The following is a 15,027-nucleotide window of genomic DNA, read 5'->3' as shown; positions in this document are numbered from 1 at the left end:
ACCAGGGCACCGAGATCGTGCCGGTCGATTTCCTCGGCCTGGCCCGTTCCGGCGACGACCTGCCCGCCCGCGACGGGCAGACGAGCATGCAGGTGCTGGTGCTGGCGAACATGTTCGCCCAGGCCAAGGTCCTCGCCTTCGGCCACGATGCCGACGAGGTCCGCGCCGAGGGCGTCGACGAGACGTTGGTGGCGCACAAGGTGATGCCCGGGGATCGGCCGTCGACGACGATCCTCGCCCCGGAACTGACCCCGTCGGTGGTCGGGCAGATCATCGCCTTCTACGAACACCAGACCTTCGTCCAAGGCGTCGTGTGGGGGATCGACTCGTTCGATCAGTGGGGCGTCGAACTCGGCAAGACCCAGGCCACCGCCCTGCAAGCCGTGCTCGCCGGTGATGAGACCCCCGACACCGGCGACGCCTCGACCGACCATCTGATCGAGGTCTACCGCACCCTCCGTGACGGAGGGAGGTAGGACATGCCCGCGCTGAAGTTGCTCTATCTGCCGCCTCCCGTTGCCGAGGAATGGGATTGGCAGATGGACGCGGCTTGTCGCGACGCGGACGGCTCGTTGTTCTTCCACCCGGACAACGAGCGGGGCGACGCGAGGGAGAACCGCATGGCGTCGGCCAAGAAGGTCTGCGCTCGTTGTCCGGTGCGGGAGAAGTGCCTTCAGTACGCCCTCGATTCCGGTGAACGCTACGGGATCTGGGGTGGGCTCACGGAGGACGAACGCACTCGGGTGAGGAGGGCCCGCCGGCGCCGCACGAGCCGGTGATGACCGCCCGTCCTCACCCGCCGGAGACGACTTGCCCGATGACCCGGGCGGCCTCCCGGAAGGCCCCCGAATTCGGTCCTGCGAAGTTGAGCCGGAGGTACTGACCGGTGGGCTCCGCCGGGAACCATTCGCCGCCCGCCGCGACGAGAACTCCGGCTGCCTCGCAGTCGCGCGCGACGGCCCGGGCGTCGACGTCGTCCGGGAGCCTGCCCCACAGGTTCAGCCCACCGGGCGGCAGTCCGTCGACATCCACATCCGGTGCAAGCTCGCGAAGTTCGCTCGCGAGGAGGTTGCGGCGCGATTCGAGCTCGCGACGAACGGCCCGCAGATGGGTCTGCCAGGCGGGCTGGGTGACGACGTCGAGCGCGACCGTCTGGAGAACGCCGCTCACATAGACGGATTCGGCCTGCACGTCGGCGAGGATGCGTTCGCGAGCGGGTCCTCGCGCGACGATCGCCGCGACCCGCACCGACGGCGCGACACTCTTGGTCAGCGAGCGGACGTAGACGACGTGGCCGGAGTCGTCGCGTGCGAAGAGCGGAACGGACTCGGTCGAGATCCCGAAGTCGTGGGCCCAGTCGTCCTCGATGACGAATGCTCCTGCATCGCGTACGACGTCGAGGACCCGATCACCGGTCGACGACGACCATTGCGCCCCGGTGGGATTCGCGAAGTTCGGTTGCGCGTAGAAGGCGCGCGCCCGGGTCCGGTCGAAGGCGCGGGCCAGTTCGTCGGGATCGGGTCCGTTGGGTCCGCTGGAAACCGGGACGAGCTGCACACCCGCCTTCGTGGCCGCGAGGATCGCACCCCAATAGGTCGGTGACTCCACGACGAGGGGATTGCCGGCGCCGACGAGCGCGCGGAAGATCGACCCGAGTCCGCTCTGGCTGCCGGGGGTGATGATCACGTCGCCCGCGGACGGCGGGGCGGTACGTGCATCCGCCGCTTCCGCCAGTTCCGCGGCGAACCACGCCTGCAGTTCGGGAAGTCCCGCCGCCGGTGTCCGTCCGACGGCGGCATCGCTGCGGGATGCGCGTGAATATGCTCCGCGGACAAGGCGTTCGGGAAGTAATATGCGGTCGGGGTAGCCGGAGTGGAGCGTGATCACGTCGTTGGGCACGGTGCGCAGGGCGGCGGAGGCGCGGGGAAGTGGCGGTGCCGTTCCGAGCGCTTCCGTCTGCCAGCCGTGGTCGATCGTGTTCGACGTGCGGATCTGCCGGACGAAGGTGCCGACTCCGGTGCGGCTCTCCACGAGACCTCGGGTCTGGAGTGTCTTCAGTGCCTTCTGCACCGTGACGGGGCTGACGCCGTACTGCGCGACGAGCGACCTCGTCGACGGCAACCGGGCGCCGGGTGCGGCGGTGGCGATCCACCGGGTCAGTTCCGCAACGAGCTGGGAACTGCTACTGTTCGACATGAGAGTAAAGAGTAGCGCTATCGTATCCGATCGGCCAGTGATATCGTCCGATCCTCGCGGGCTCGCCTGGGGTCTGCTCGGCGTCGCAGGTTTCTCCCTGACCGTGCCGCTCACCCGCATCGCCGTCGAAAGTGGAGCGATGTCACCGCTGTTCGTCGCTGCCGGCCGTGCGGTCGTCGCAGCGGTTCTCGCCGCTCTGGCACTCGCGTTCACGAGACAACGACTCCCGAACACGCATCAGTGGCGCAGGATCGCCGTCGTCACGGGTGGGGTGGTGATCGGATTTCCCATGCTCACCTCGTACGCCCTGACCACGGCACCGGCGAACCACAGTGCGATCGTCATCGCGATCCTTCCGGCCGCGACCGCGGTGGTCGCGGTGTTGCGGGCCCACGAGCGGCCGCCGATCCCGTTCTGGGTCGCGGCGGGGGCGGGGGCGGTCGCCGTCATGGCCTTCGCGGGCCTGCGTGGCGGAGGTGTCGCGGGATTCGGGCGAGCCGATCTGCTGTTGCTCGGCGCGGTGGTCGCCGCGGCCCTCGGCTACGCGGAGGGCGGACTGCTGTCACGGGAGATCGGTGCGTGGCAGACGATCTCGTGGGCGCTGGTGCTGGGGTCGCCGCTGATGGTGACCCTCACGCTGGTCTCGCTCGCCGACGGAGTGCCGCAGGGTGGGGTGACGCACTGGGCGTCGTTCGCCTATCTCGGCATCGTCAGCATGTTCCTGGGGTTCTTCGCGTGGTACCGAGGTCTGGCCATCGGGCCGATGGCTCGGGTCGGGCAGGTGCAACTGACCCAGCCGATCATGACGGTCGGGTGGGCGGCCTGGCTGCTGGGTGAACCGTTGACCTGGGCGGTGGTGGCGGGCGGTGCCGTCGTCGTGCTGTGTGCCGGCACCGCCGTCCGCGTCCGTCGGAACTGAACGTCACTCCTTGTCGAGGAAGAAGTCCCAGCGCGGGTGGTCGCCGCCGCCGTAACGCGACAGGTCCGTCACCCCGGCCTCAGCGAGGACGTCGGCGTCGACGAAGCACCGCCCGGTGGTCGTCCTCGCCGGTCGCGAGAGGATCTCGACGGCGGCGTCGGCCATGATCTCCGGGCTGCGGGAGGCGGCGAGCAGCGCTTCACCGTCGGGGGTGTTGGCCACAGCGGAGGTCGCGATGTAGGTCTCGGGCCACAGGCAGTTCGCCGCGACGCCGGCGTCGGCGTATTCGGCCGCGAATCCCAGGGTGAGCAGCGACATTCCGTACTTCGACAGTGTGTACGAGGGGTGTACGCCGAGCCAGTGCGGGTTCATGTTGACCGGCGGGGCGATGGTGAGGATGTGCGGATCGGACGACTCCCGCAGGTGCGGCAGTGCCGCCTTGGAGAGCAGGAACGTTCCGCGGCAGTTGATCTCCTGCATCAGGTCGTACTTCTTCACCGAGAGGGATTCGGTGGGTTCGGTGGCGATGGCACTGGCGTTGTTGACGCAGATGTCCACGCCGCCGAACCGCTCGACCGCCGTGTCGACGGCCCGCTGGACGTCGTCCTCCTTCCGGACGTCGCCCACCACCGCGACGGCCTTGCCACCGGCGGCCTCGATGTCGGCGACGGCGGTGTGCACCGTCCCCTTCAGTTTCGGGTGGGGTTCGGCGGTCTTCGCCAGGAGCACCACGTTCGCGCCCCGACGGGCGGCGGCGACCGCGATGGCCAGTCCGATACCGCGGCTCGCGCCGGAGATGACCATGGTGCGGTCGCTGAGGGCATTCTGACTCGACATCGTTCTCCCTGGTCGCCTTCGATTGTCCAGCTCTGTTCTCCGCAATGATATTGGCATTCTCTTTTTCTGCAAGTAATGTATCCGGCGTGAACGACTTCGCAGAAACCTCGTCGGGTATCCCGCTCGAGCCTGTCTACGGGCCGGGCGACCGCGCTGCCGAACCGCCGGCGCCGGGAAGCTTCCCCTTCACGCGCGGGAACTTCCCCAACGGCTATCGGGGCCGGTTGTGGACGTTTCGTCAGTACTCCGGGTTCGGTACTGCGGAGGAGTCCAACCGCCGCTACCGCTACCTGCTCGAGCAGGGCGGAACCGGACTGTCGGTCGCGCTGGATCTACCGACCCAGTGCGGCTACGACTCCGACGACCCCGAGGTCGGTGAGGAGGTGGGCCGCGTCGGCGTCGCCGTCGACACGCTCGCCGATGCGGAGGTGCTGTTCGACGGCATCCCGCTCGACAAGATCAGCACGAGTTTCACCATCAACGGCACCGCCGCGATCCTGCTCGCCTTCTACGTCGCCGCCGCGGAGAAGAAGGGGGTGCCGCGCGAGAAGCTCACCGGCACCATCCAGAACGACATCCTCAAGGAGTACGCCTCCCGCGGCACGTGGATCTGGCCGCCCGAACCGTCGCTCCGTCTCATCGCCGACACCATCGAGTTCTGCGCCGCGGAAGTGCCGCGCTTCAACGCGATCTCGGTGGCCGGCGCCCACTTCCGTGATGCCGGCGCGAACGCGGTGCAGGAAATGGCGTTCACCCTCGCCGACGGTGTCACCTACTGCGACACGGTGGTCGAGCGCGGGCGGATGACCATCGACCAGTTCGCCCCGCAGATCTCGTTCTTCTTCTACACCCACGGCGATTTCTTCGAGGAGATCGCCAAATATCGTGCCGGACGCCGCCGTTGGGCGACGATCGTGCGCGAGCGTTACGGCGCCACCACCGACAAGGCGTCGATGTTCCGATTCGGATGCGTCGCCGGTGGCGCGTCGCTGTATGCGCCGCAGGCGCAGAACAATCTCGTGCGCGTCGCCTACGAGTCCATGGCGTCGGTGCTCGGCGGCGTGCAGTCGATGTTCACCGCCGCCTGGGACGAACCGTTCGCCCTGCCCAGTGAGGAATCGGCGACCCTCGCGCTGCGCACGCAACAGATCCTCGCCTACGAGACCGGCGTGACCCGCGTCGCCGACCCGCTCGGTGGGTCGTACTTCGTCGAGGCGCTCACCGACGCGACCGAGGAGCGCATCGTCGAGATCATGGCCGATCTCGAGAAGCACGGCGGTATGGTCCGTGCGATCGAGGACGGCTACCTGCAGGGCCTCATCGCCGACGAGGCCTACAAGATCCACCAGGAGATCGAGAACGGCGACCGGCCGGTGGTCGGTGTGAACAAGTTCGTCTCCGACGAGCCGCAGCCCGAGATCTCCACCTACGAACTCGACGCCGAAGGCCGCGAGATGCAGTTGAAGCGACTCGCGAAGGTCAAGGCCGAACGCGACCCCGACGCGGTGCGCACCACACTCGCGGCCCTGTCCCGCGCAGCGGAAGGAACCGACAACCTCATGCATGCCCTGATCGATTGCGCCAACGCGTATTGCACGGTGGGAGAGATGGTCTCCGCACTGAAGAACGTGTGGGGCGAGTTCCGGCAGCCGGTGGTGTTCTGATGACCGCCCGCATCCTCGTCGCCAAGCCCGGACTCGACGGACACGACCGCGGAGCGAAGATCGTCGCCCGTGCCCTGCGCAACGCCGGTTTCGAGGTCGTCTACACCGGCATCCGCCAGAAGGTCGAGGACATCGTCTCGATCGCCGTGCAGGAGGACGTCGCGGTGGTCGGTCTGAGCATCCTGTCGGGTGCCCACATCGCACTCACCACGAAGGTCGTCGAAGGCCTGCGAGCGGCGGACGCCGGCGACATCGACGTCATCGTCGGCGGAACGATCCCGCAGGGCGACGTGCCGAAACTGCTCGACGCCGGTGCCGCGGCGGTGTTCCCCACGAGCACACCGCTGGACGTGCTCGTCACCGAGATTCGCAAGCTCACCGGGACGTCCGAGGCGTCCTGAGCCCGGTACACACCCACATCATCGAGTTCGGGAACCTGGAGGAATCGTGCGTATCGGAGTGATGGTCGGCCCGGAACAGGGCGACACCAACCGCAAGGTCGACCGCATGCTGAAGGACGTCGAGTGGGCCGAGTCGGCCGACCTCGACACCGTGTGGGTGCCGCAGATCCCCACCGACTTCGACGCGTTGACGGCCGTCGCCCTGATGGGCACGCGGACCTCGCGCATCGAGATCGGTACGGCTGTGGTGCCGCTGCAGGCGCAACACCCGGTGCACCTGGTGCGGCAGTCGCTGTCGACGCACGCCGCACTCGGCGGTCGCCTCGCCCTCGGCGTCGGCCCGTCGCACCATTGGATCGTGCAGGACATGCTCGGCCTGCCCTACGACAAGCCCGCGAAGTACACGCGCGACTATCTCGAGGTGCTGAACGCCGCGCGCGACCTGCCGGGTTCGATCGACGTCGAGAACGACACCTTCAAGGTCCACAATCCCCTCGACATCGCGCCGGTCGCGCCCATGCCGGTGCTCGTCGCGGCGCTCGGCCCGGTCATGCTGAAGATCGCCGGCGAACTCGCCGACGGCACCGTGCTGTGGATGGCCGACGAACGCGCCATCGCCGAACACATCGCGCCGCGCATCACCGAGGCCGCGGAGGAGGCGGGCAAGCCGAAGCCGCGGATCGTTGCCGGTGTGCCGGTCTGCCTGTGTGCACCGTCGGAGGTCGACGTCGCCCGCGAGCGCGCCAATCGCATTCTCGCCGAGGCGGAGATTTCGCCCAACTACCAGCGGCTCCTCGAACACGGGCAGGCGAAGGACATCGGCGACATGGCGATCGTCGGCGACGAGGATGCGATCCTCGCCGGTTTCCGCCGCTACGAGGAGGCCGGCGTCACCGACCTGTCGATGCGGCTGCTGCCCATCGGCAACACCCGCGACGAGCTGGTCGCGTCGAAGTACCGCACCCGCGAGGTCGTCGCCGAACTCGTGAAGGAACTGCGGTGACGGCAGGTCCGCTCGCGGGAATCAGGATCCTCGAGGTCGGCCACATCCTCGCGGGCCCGTACGCGACGATGCTGCTGGCCGATCTCGGGGCCGAGGTGACGAAGATCGAGCCACCCACCGGGGACCTCTCCCGCCAGGTGAGCGACGCCTACTTCGCGAGCCTCAACCGGGGTAAACGCAGCATCTGCCTCGACCTGACGACCGACGACGGCATGCGCCGCCTCGGCGAGCTCGCTGCCGAATCCCATGCGCTGCTCGTCAATCTCAAGCCGTCGGCCATCCGGAAGTTCGGTCTGACCTACGACGCGCTGCGCAGATGGAACGACAAGATCGTCTGCGTCGCGATCACGGGATACGGGCTCGACGGCGGCGACGATCCGGCCTTCGACTACGTCGTCCAGGCCCAGACCGGTGTCGCGTCGCTGACCGGTGATCCCGACGGCCCGCCGATGCTGCCCGGTTATTCGGCGGCCGACAACTCCACGGGCATGACCGCCGCGCTCGGTCTGCTCGCGCAGATCGTGTCCGGTCGCGGGGGCCAGGTCGACGTGTCGCTGCGCGATGTCATGCTGTCGCAGCTCAACTACCGCGCCTCGGCATATCTGAACGAGGACACCGAACCGCGACGCATGCCGAACGGGGCACACTCGTACTACGTTCCCGCGCAATTGTTCCCGACCGCCGAGGGCACGCTCGCGCTGTTCGTCACGCACGACGGCTTCTGGCGGATCTTCGCGGCCGAGGCCGGGATCGACGGGTTCCCGACCATGGCCGAACGCGCACAGCGACGCGACGAGGTGCTCGCGGTGGTCACCGAGGCGCTCTCGCGCGACACCGCTGCCGGCTGGGAGGCCCGTCTCCGCCCGCTCGGGGTGCCGGCGGCCGCGGTCCGTTCGCTGCCCGACGCTCTCGATGCGACTCCCGAGATGGTCGTCACCGCCGGTGATTTCCGCCTGGTGGGCAGCCCGATCCGGGTGCTCGGCTACGAACCGCAGTACGGACCGCCCCCGAAGCTGGGCGAGCACACCGATGCAACGGTGACGGTGGGACCTGCCTGATCCCTCGGCGGGTTCACTGAACGCACTCGCGACCGACGTCCCCTCCGTAGCCTGGACGTACCACGGGCACGGTGGGGGTGGCGATGAAACGGGCAGTCCTGGCGATGGTGTTGATCCTGGTCGCGGCCTGTTCCGATGCCGGAGACCAGCAGCCGACGAACGTCCCGGCGGTGGATGCGGAATGCGACGCCGCCGACCATGGGAGTTCCCGGACGGGTGGGAGTCCCGGCTGGACACCTCGGCCGTCGCGCAACTGCGAGCGATACGCGAGCTGTGGCAGTCGTGGCCGTGGTGGGAGCTCGTGCCGGACATCGACGAACCGCTCGTCGTCGCAGGTCGCGGCACCCCGTGGACGAGCGACGAGATGATCGACGTCCTCGACGACGAGTACGTCACCGCGGCCCGGACACCGGACGGTTCACTTGCCGTCGTCTATGTTCCGACGCAGCGCACGATCCGGCTCGATCCTGCCCTGGTGCCGGAGTCGGCGACCCTCGAGTGGATCGACCCCGCCGACGCGACCGGGCCGCGGCAGCCGGCCACTCCCGACGGGAACGGTGACATCTCCACCCCGGGGCCGAACGCGGACGGAGACGAGGACTGGCTTCTCATGATCACCGACCGGCAGGCGTGAGAGTGCGCGGCCGGGGGAGCGACACCGCCGGCAGCACCGCAAGGAGACCGACGACGCCCGCCGCGACGAAGGCGGTCGCGGTGGACGTCGAACCCAGCAGGGCTCCGAACACGACCGATCCGGCGGCCTGGCCGACGGCGAGGGCGATGAACAACGCGACCGTGCCCTCGGCTGCGCGTTCGGCGACCGACCGCACGGCCCACACGATGAGCACTCCGCTCATGGCGATGTAGCTCGCGCCGAACAGGGCCACCGAGACGTAGGCGGGGATCGGTGATCCGGGGAGCAGGCCCAGCAGAATGGTGGCCATCGACATGGCGGTGGTGGTGAGCGTCCACGCGACCGGCAGATTCCAGGTCTGCACGATCCGGCCTGCGGTTGCCCCCAGCACCCCGAAGGCGCCCAGCACCATCCACGCGAGCACCGAGTAGGTCTCCCCACCGGTCCCGTCGCTCATGACGGACCGCCCGAACGTCCAGATCGCGGCGCTCGACGCACCGGCCAGCGCCGCGCCGACGAGGGGACGGATCAGCGGGGACAGTTCGCCGATCCGCACAGGTGTGGTGCGTGAGGGATCCCGTCGATCGTCGGAACGTCGGTCGGTACGGAGGACGGCGAGAGCGACCCCGGCGGTGAGGACCGCGATGACCACCCATCCCACACGCCACTGACCGGCGGTGGCGAACACCAGAGCTCCGGCGGCGACGAGGCCCACCCCGGTTCCGGAGTTGACGATCGTCTGCGCGTTCTCCTGCCGCGCGGGTGCGACATTGCGTTCCACGAGGGTCACCAGACCGGGAGTGGCGAAACCGGCCCCGGCTCCGGCGACGACGACACTCAGCGCGAAGACGACCGTGTGCGTCGACGCCGCCACCCCCAGCGCGCCGATCCCCGCCGTCGCCCCGGCGCAGGCCACGACGAGACGCGGGCGTCCGCTCGTCCTCGACGCGACGACCGCCGCGAGGCAGTACGAGAGGAAGCTGCCGGCCTGGACGGCGCCGGCAACCGTCGACCCCATCCCGAACGAGTCGGTGAACTCGGGCAGGAAGAGTCCGTAGCCGAACCGCGCCAGCCCGTAGGTGGTCGCGATCAGAGCTGTGCCGGCGATGACGAGTGGATGCATCGCGTCCCCCGAACGGATCGAAGACCAGAACGACCGTTACTCTACTCCGAAACGATCGTTTCAGCAGAACGAGCGTTACAGTGTGGTCATGTCCACGGCTCGTCCTGCTGCCCGCACCCGTCTGCTCCGGGCCGCCGAGGAGATGCTCTTCGACCGCGGGATCCGGGCGACACCCGTCGACGACCTGCTCCGCCGGGCCGAAGTCTCGGCAGCGTCCCTGTACACGCACTTCGGCAGCAAGGAATCCCTGGTCGCCGAGGCACTGCGGGTCCGGTTGGCGGAGTGGCGCGCGGTGTGGGACCGGCACGTGGTCGATGCCGACGACGACATCGGACGTCTGCTGGCGATCTTCGACGCCCTCGCCGCGTACCGCGACGATTCGGAATCCCCCGCCCGCTGGTGCGCCTTCCTCGCGACCGCGACGGAATTCGCCGAACCCACCGACGAGATCGGCGAGATGCTCGCGGCGGACAGCGACCTGCTCGCCGAGCGACTCCTGCATCTCGCGAAACCGGTGGCCGGGTCGAACGCGCAGGATCTCGCCGACGACGTGCTCACTGCCTACAACGGAACCCTCGCGGGCTTCCTGCGCGGCCGGCCGTCGTCACCGATCGAGGTGGGGCGCAGGGTGGCGCGCTCGGCCGCCCTGTCCTACCGGTGACGATCGGCTCTCGGGGACGACCGGCCTGCCGGTGACGATCAGACGTACTTGACCTTGATGTCCTCGCTGTCGGGTACGCCCTGACAGGTGAGGACGTAGCCGTCGGCGATCTCCTCGTCGGACAGTGCGTCGTTGACGCGCATCGTCGCGCTGCCGTGGGTGACCTTGGCGATGCAGGTCGCGCAGTTGCCGGCCTCGCACGAGAACGGCGGCGCCAGGCCCGCGCGACGCGCGCTCTCGAGCAGTGTCTCACCGGCGTGCCGGGGCACGGAGACGCGCTGGTTGCCGAGCCGGATCGAGACGGTGCCCTTCACCTCCCCGCTCGGAGCGGACTCCGACTCCTGGGCGTCCTCGGCCTTGATGGGTTCGGCTGCGCTGCCGAACCGTTCGCTGTAGATGTTGCCGGGGCCGGGGAGTGCGGCCTCGACCATGTCCATGAACGCTTCCGGGCCGCACAGGTAGCTGTCGGCGCCGCCGTCGGATCCGACGAAGGCGCGCACGGCGTCGGGGGTGAGCAGTCCGCTCTCGTCGTCGAAGTGCCGCACCACCTCGAGGCGACCGGCGTACCGGTCGACGAGCTCGTCGGTGAGGCTCGCGAAGATGGCGGACGCGCGGTCGCGGTCGGCGATCAGCAGGCGCACCGGCCGGTCGGTCGTCGCGAGTGCGCTCTTGGCGAGCGACAGGATCGGCGTGATGCCGCTTCCGCCGGCGAAGCCGAGCACCGGACCGGTTGCGTCGCGGAGAAGGAAAGTGCCTGCGGGTCGGGTGATCTCGACCTCGTCTCCTTCCGCGATGTTGTCGTGCAGCCAGTTCGAGACGGCTCCGCCGGTGACCCGCTTGACGGTGGTCATCATCTCGGTGTCGGTCTCGGGCGCGCTCGACATCGAGTACGAGCGGTACAGGTCGGTGCCGTCGACCTTCACCTTGAAGGTGCAGAACTGCCCTGACTTGTAGGTGAAGGGCCCGTCGAGGGGAGCGAGCACGTAGGTGCGGGCGTCGTCGGTCTCCTTCACGATCCGGGTCACGGTCGCGCGCTGAAACAAAGGTGGTCTCGCCATGGACCGGCTCCTCCTGGTATCAATGTTCTGCAAGAACGAGAGTACTATTCTCATTCAGGAGAGCAAGACCTCTCGACAGGTATTGCTGCGACGCGAGAGAGCACCATGACAGAGCCCACCGTGTTGGCCTTCGAAGACCGCGAGTACACCCTCGCGGAACTCGAGGCGCTCACCTGCGGACTCGCTCGTGTCCTGGCCGATCGCGGCGTCGGTCCCGGCGACCGCGTGGCACTCATGTCGTCCAATCGCCCCGAATTCGTCGTGGCCTACCGGGCCATCGACAGGCTCGGCGCGGTCGTCGTCCTGCTGAGCCCGGCGTGGAGGAGCGGCGAGGTCGAGCACGCCCTCCGGCTCACCGAACCGGCCTTCGCCATCGGCGACACCCCCGTCCTCGCCGCCGCGATGCCGATGCTCGACCTCGACGACCCGATCGAACCCGATCACGGCGACTTCACCGCAGCCCCCGTGGACCCCGACGCCGATGCCCTGCTCGTCTTCAGTTCCGGTACGACGGGCCTGCCGAAGGCCGTGCGGCACACCCGCTCGTCGTTCGCCGCGGCCGTGGCGCACTGGCGGCAGGTCCTCGGGCTCACCGCCGACGACCGGCTCCAGATCGTCACGCCGCCCTCGCACATCCTCGGTCTGCTCAACATCGCCACCGTGCTCGATGCCGGCGGGTGGATGCGGCTGCACCGGCGATTCGACCTCGACGTGATGCTCGAATCCATCGAGCGCGACCGGATCACCGTCGAGATGGCCGTCGCACCGATCGCCCTCGCGATCGCCTCGCATCCGGATCTCGAATCGTTCGATCTGTCGTCGCTGCGCTACATCATGTGGGGCGCCACACCCGTCACCGCGAGTGTCGCGGAGACCGTCACCCGGCGCACCGGCGTGACGTGGCTACCGGCCTACGGAGCCAGCGAGGTCCCCGTCATCACCTGCAATCCGGTGGGCGACGCCCGCCTCGACAGCGTCGGCGTACCCGCGCCCGGCGTCGAACTGCGGGTCGTCGAGCTCGGGACCGACCGCGAGGTTCCGGCCGGCGAGACCGGTGAGATCCAGGTGCGGTCGGCCTCGGCCATGGCCGGATACCTGCCCGACGACGCGACCGCCGAGGCGTTCTGCGACGGCTGGTACCGCACCGGCGACGTCGCGTGGGTCGACGCCGACGGCCGGTTGCGGATCACCGACCGCGCCAAGGACATGATCAAGGTCAACGGCTTCCAGGTCGCCCCCGCCGAGGTCGAAGCGGTCCTGCACGGCCACCCCGACATCGCCGACTGCGCCGTCTTCGGAACGAAGGACGGTGCGGCGGGGGAGACGGTCGTCGCGGCGATCGCCACCACCGCGACCCTCGATCCCGACGACATCTCCACCTATGTGGCCGAACGACTCGCGTCGTACAAGCGACCGCGACGCGTGATCTTCGTGCCCGACATTCCCCGCCTGCCGTCCGGCAAGGTCTTGCGCCGACAACTCGAGGAGCGCCATGGACGTACGTCTGACCATTGAACAACAGCAGTTGCGCGACGCCGCCGCCAAACTGGCCGACGATCTGGGTGCCCGCTCGGTGTCGGATCTGGACGACGCGGCGCGCCGGGCACGGCTGGAGAAGACCGTCGCCTCGACGGGCTGGCGCTCCCTGCGCTCCGACGGTGCGTCGGGAGTCGAAGTCGCCATCGTGGCAGAGGAATTCGGGCGAGGGCTCGTCGACGTGCCGTTCTTCGGTCCGGTGCTCGCCGACGACCTGCACCGGCACTTCTCCGACGACCAGCCGACGCGCGCCATCGCCGTCGGTGCCGACGCCTTCGACGCGCACGGCCTCGATCGCGTCCTCGTCCTCCGGGACCGGACGGTGTCGACCGCGGCCGTCGGTGAACCGGCCCCCGGCGCGGACCTGACCCGTTCGTTCGCCACGTTCGCCGAACCGGACGAGACACTCGGTGAACTCTCCGCCGAGAACGCCGACCGCGCATATGCTCTCGCGCTCGTCGTCACGTGTGCCGACCTCGTCGGTGTGTCGCGGGGTGCGCAGGCGGTGGCCGTCGACTACGCGAAGATCCGTGAGCAGTACGGAAACACGATCGGGTCGTACCAGGCGGTCGCGCACATGCTGGCCGAGAGCGAAGCCCTCATCGAAGGCTCGATCAGCGTGCTGCGGCACGCGGCATGGGCCGTCGACGAACTGACGCCCGAGGAAGCGATCCGCGCCGCGCGCATCGCCGAGATCTACACCGCGCGCGCCGCGCGCACCGTCTGCGAGACCGCCGTCCAGGTGCACGGCGGGATCGGCAACACCTGGGAGTGCATCGAGCACGTGTACCTGCGGCGGGCCCTGACGTCCACCGAACTGTTCCCCGTGAGCCTGGAGGAGATCGACCTTGGACTTTCGTGACTCGCCGGAAGAAGCCGCATTCCGCGCCCGGCTGCGGACCTGGCTCGCCGATCAGGCCGGAAAGTTCCCCACCTCGGGTGACGAGTACTGGGCTCGGCAGGGTGAATGGCATCAGGCGCTCTACAGCGCGGGGTTCTTCGGGCTGTCGTGGCCGAAGAAGTACGGCGGGCAGGATCTTCCGCCCGTCTTCGACGTGATCCTCGACGAGGAACTCGCCGTCGCCGGTTGCCCGCCGCGCCCGAGTCTGGGATATCTGGTGGTCGGCCTCGGCCACCATGCCAGTGACGAACTGTGCGAACGGTTCCTGCCCGGCATGATCGACGGCACCGAACGGTGGTGCCAGGGATTCAGCGAGCCCGGTGCCGGTTCCGACCTCGCGTCGCTCACCACCACCGCGACCCGCGACGGCGACGAGTACGTCATCCACGGCCACAAGGTCTGGACGAGTTACTCCGACGTCGCCGACTGGTGCCTGCTGCTCGCCCGCACCGATCCGGATGCGCCGCGGCACCGCGGTATCTCGGCGTTCATCGTCTCGATGCACCAGGACGGCATCGAGCAGCGACCGCTGAAGATGATCAGCGGCGTCACCAAGGAGTTCGGCCAGGTGCTGTTCGACGGCGCCCGCGTGCCGGCAAGCCGCATGGTCGGAGCGCCCGGGGAAGGCTGGCGGGTCGCGATGACCGTCGTCGGCCACGAGCGCGAACCGTCCACCCTCGGATTCGCCGCTCGCTACGGCAAACTCGTGCGTCAGCTCGCCAAGCGCGTCGACGGTCCGCCCCCGCAGGATCTGGCCTGGGCGGCGGTGCAATCGGAGATGCTGCGTCTGCACGTGCGGCGGCGACTGTCCGAGCAGCTCGACGGTGTCTCGCACGGCTCCGAGGGGTCGCTCGACAAGCTCCTCATGACGTGGGTGGACCAGTCGGTCGGACACGCAGCCCTGGCAGTCGCGGGCAGCCGCGACGAGGAACTCCTCGGCTCGTACATGTACAGCCGCGCCCAGTCCGTCATGGGCGGCACGTCGCAGATCCAGAAGAACATCATCGCTTCGCGCATCCTCGGATTGGGGGTCTGA

General features: G+C 68.7%; 15 protein-coding genes and 1 pseudogene. 12 read left to right on the top strand and 4 right to left on the bottom strand.

What is annotated here, in order from left to right; all coding sequences use genetic code 11:
• Both B9C99_RS14655 and B9C99_RS14650 read left to right on the top strand, forming a co-directional pair.
• A pseudogene (locus tag B9C99_RS14655) lies at window positions 1-476 on the top strand (glucose-6-phosphate isomerase); the annotation flags it as partial.
• Window positions 477-479: 3 nt separating this feature from the next.
• Window positions 480-779 (top strand): WhiB family transcriptional regulator, encoded by a 300-nt coding sequence (locus B9C99_RS14650; RefSeq protein WP_016696178.1) that lies wholly within the window; start codon window positions 480-482, stop codon window positions 777-779.
• A gap of 13 nt (window positions 780-792) precedes the next feature.
• On the opposite strand, the gene B9C99_RS14645 is transcribed toward B9C99_RS14650, so the two are convergent.
• Window positions 793-2,196 carry a PLP-dependent aminotransferase family protein gene (locus tag B9C99_RS14645; protein WP_088898372.1) on the bottom strand — a complete coding sequence of 468 codons (1,404 nt, stop codon included), beginning with the start codon at window positions 2,194-2,196 and terminating at the stop codon, window positions 793-795.
• A gap of 37 nt (window positions 2,197-2,233) precedes the next feature.
• Here B9C99_RS14645 and B9C99_RS14640 point away from each other — a divergent pair, with 37 nt between their 5' ends.
• Window positions 2,234-3,115, top strand: coding sequence for a DMT family transporter (locus tag B9C99_RS14640; protein WP_088898371.1), 882 nt, complete (start codon window positions 2,234-2,236; stop codon window positions 3,113-3,115).
• Between the two features lie 3 nt (window positions 3,116-3,118).
• On the opposite strand, the gene B9C99_RS14635 is transcribed toward B9C99_RS14640, so the two are convergent.
• Window positions 3,119-3,952 carry an NAD(P)-dependent oxidoreductase gene (locus tag B9C99_RS14635; RefSeq protein ID WP_088898370.1) on the bottom strand — a complete coding sequence of 278 codons (834 nt, stop codon included), beginning with the start codon at window positions 3,950-3,952 and terminating at the stop codon, window positions 3,119-3,121.
• A gap of 86 nt (window positions 3,953-4,038) precedes the next feature.
• Here B9C99_RS14635 and B9C99_RS14630 point away from each other — a divergent pair, with 86 nt between their 5' ends.
• The 5 genes from B9C99_RS14630 (at window position 4,039) to B9C99_RS14610 (ending at window position 8,712) form a co-directional block, all read left to right on the top strand.
• The gene (locus B9C99_RS14630) at window positions 4,039-5,616 is read left to right on the top strand and encodes a methylmalonyl-CoA mutase family protein (protein ID WP_016696174.1); all 1,578 of its coding nucleotides are present in this window, start codon (window positions 4,039-4,041) and stop codon (window positions 5,614-5,616) included.
• A complete protein-coding gene (locus B9C99_RS14625; protein WP_088898369.1) occupies window positions 5,616-6,017 on the top strand; it encodes a cobalamin B12-binding domain-containing protein in 402 nt (133 codons plus the stop codon). Before B9C99_RS14630 ends, B9C99_RS14625 begins: the two co-directional genes overlap by 1 nt.
• 46 nt (window positions 6,018-6,063) lie before the next feature.
• The gene (locus tag B9C99_RS14620) at window positions 6,064-7,020 is read left to right on the top strand and encodes an LLM class F420-dependent oxidoreductase (RefSeq protein WP_088898368.1); all 957 of its coding nucleotides are present in this window, start codon (window positions 6,064-6,066) and stop codon (window positions 7,018-7,020) included.
• Window positions 7,017-8,078: a CaiB/BaiF CoA-transferase family protein gene (locus tag B9C99_RS14615; RefSeq protein ID WP_088898367.1), complete on the top strand. Its 1,062-nt coding sequence runs from the start codon at window positions 7,017-7,019 to the stop codon at window positions 8,076-8,078. The genes B9C99_RS14620 and B9C99_RS14615 overlap by 4 nt, the downstream gene beginning before the upstream one ends.
• A 181-nt stretch (window positions 8,079-8,259) precedes the next feature.
• Window positions 8,260-8,712, top strand: coding sequence for a hypothetical protein (locus B9C99_RS14610; protein ID WP_253250081.1), 453 nt, complete (start codon window positions 8,260-8,262; stop codon window positions 8,710-8,712).
• Here B9C99_RS14610 and B9C99_RS14605 read toward each other — a convergent pair.
• Entirely contained in the window at window positions 8,693-9,835 is a 1,143-nt protein-coding gene (locus B9C99_RS14605) for an MFS transporter (RefSeq protein WP_088898366.1), read from the bottom strand. The genes B9C99_RS14610 and B9C99_RS14605 overlap by 20 nt on opposite strands.
• Before the next feature lie 88 nt (window positions 9,836-9,923).
• Here B9C99_RS14605 and B9C99_RS14600 point away from each other — a divergent pair, with 88 nt between their 5' ends.
• A complete protein-coding gene (locus B9C99_RS14600) occupies window positions 9,924-10,496 on the top strand; it encodes a TetR/AcrR family transcriptional regulator (protein ID WP_229579668.1) in 573 nt (190 codons plus the stop codon).
• A gap of 38 nt (window positions 10,497-10,534) precedes the next feature.
• On the opposite strand, the gene B9C99_RS14595 is transcribed toward B9C99_RS14600, so the two are convergent.
• On the bottom strand, window positions 10,535-11,554 hold the full coding sequence (locus B9C99_RS14595; RefSeq protein ID WP_088898364.1) for a ferredoxin--NADP reductase: 1,020 nt from the start codon (window positions 11,552-11,554) through the stop codon (window positions 10,535-10,537).
• A 105-nt stretch (window positions 11,555-11,659) separates the two neighbouring features.
• Between B9C99_RS14595 and B9C99_RS14590 the strand changes: the two genes are divergently transcribed.
• The 3 genes from B9C99_RS14590 to B9C99_RS14580 are packed head-to-tail and all read left to right on the top strand — an operon-like array spanning window position 11,660 to window position 15,027.
• The gene (locus tag B9C99_RS14590; RefSeq protein ID WP_088898363.1) at window positions 11,660-13,069 is read left to right on the top strand and encodes a class I adenylate-forming enzyme family protein; all 1,410 of its coding nucleotides are present in this window, start codon (window positions 11,660-11,662) and stop codon (window positions 13,067-13,069) included.
• Window positions 13,047-13,952 (top strand): acyl-CoA dehydrogenase family protein, encoded by a 906-nt coding sequence (locus B9C99_RS14585; protein ID WP_016696165.1) that lies wholly within the window; start codon window positions 13,047-13,049, stop codon window positions 13,950-13,952. Before B9C99_RS14590 ends, B9C99_RS14585 begins: the two co-directional genes overlap by 23 nt.
• Complete coding sequence (locus B9C99_RS14580; protein ID WP_016696164.1) at window positions 13,939-15,027, top strand: acyl-CoA dehydrogenase family protein; 1,089 nt, start codon at window positions 13,939-13,941, stop codon at window positions 15,025-15,027. Before B9C99_RS14585 ends, B9C99_RS14580 begins: the two co-directional genes overlap by 14 nt.

This window comes from Rhodococcus sp. BUPNP1 (assembly GCF_002215235.1).
Taxonomy (GTDB): domain Bacteria; phylum Actinomycetota; class Actinomycetes; order Mycobacteriales; family Mycobacteriaceae; genus Rhodococcus.
This window is presented reverse-complemented; position numbering and strand designations above follow the sequence as displayed.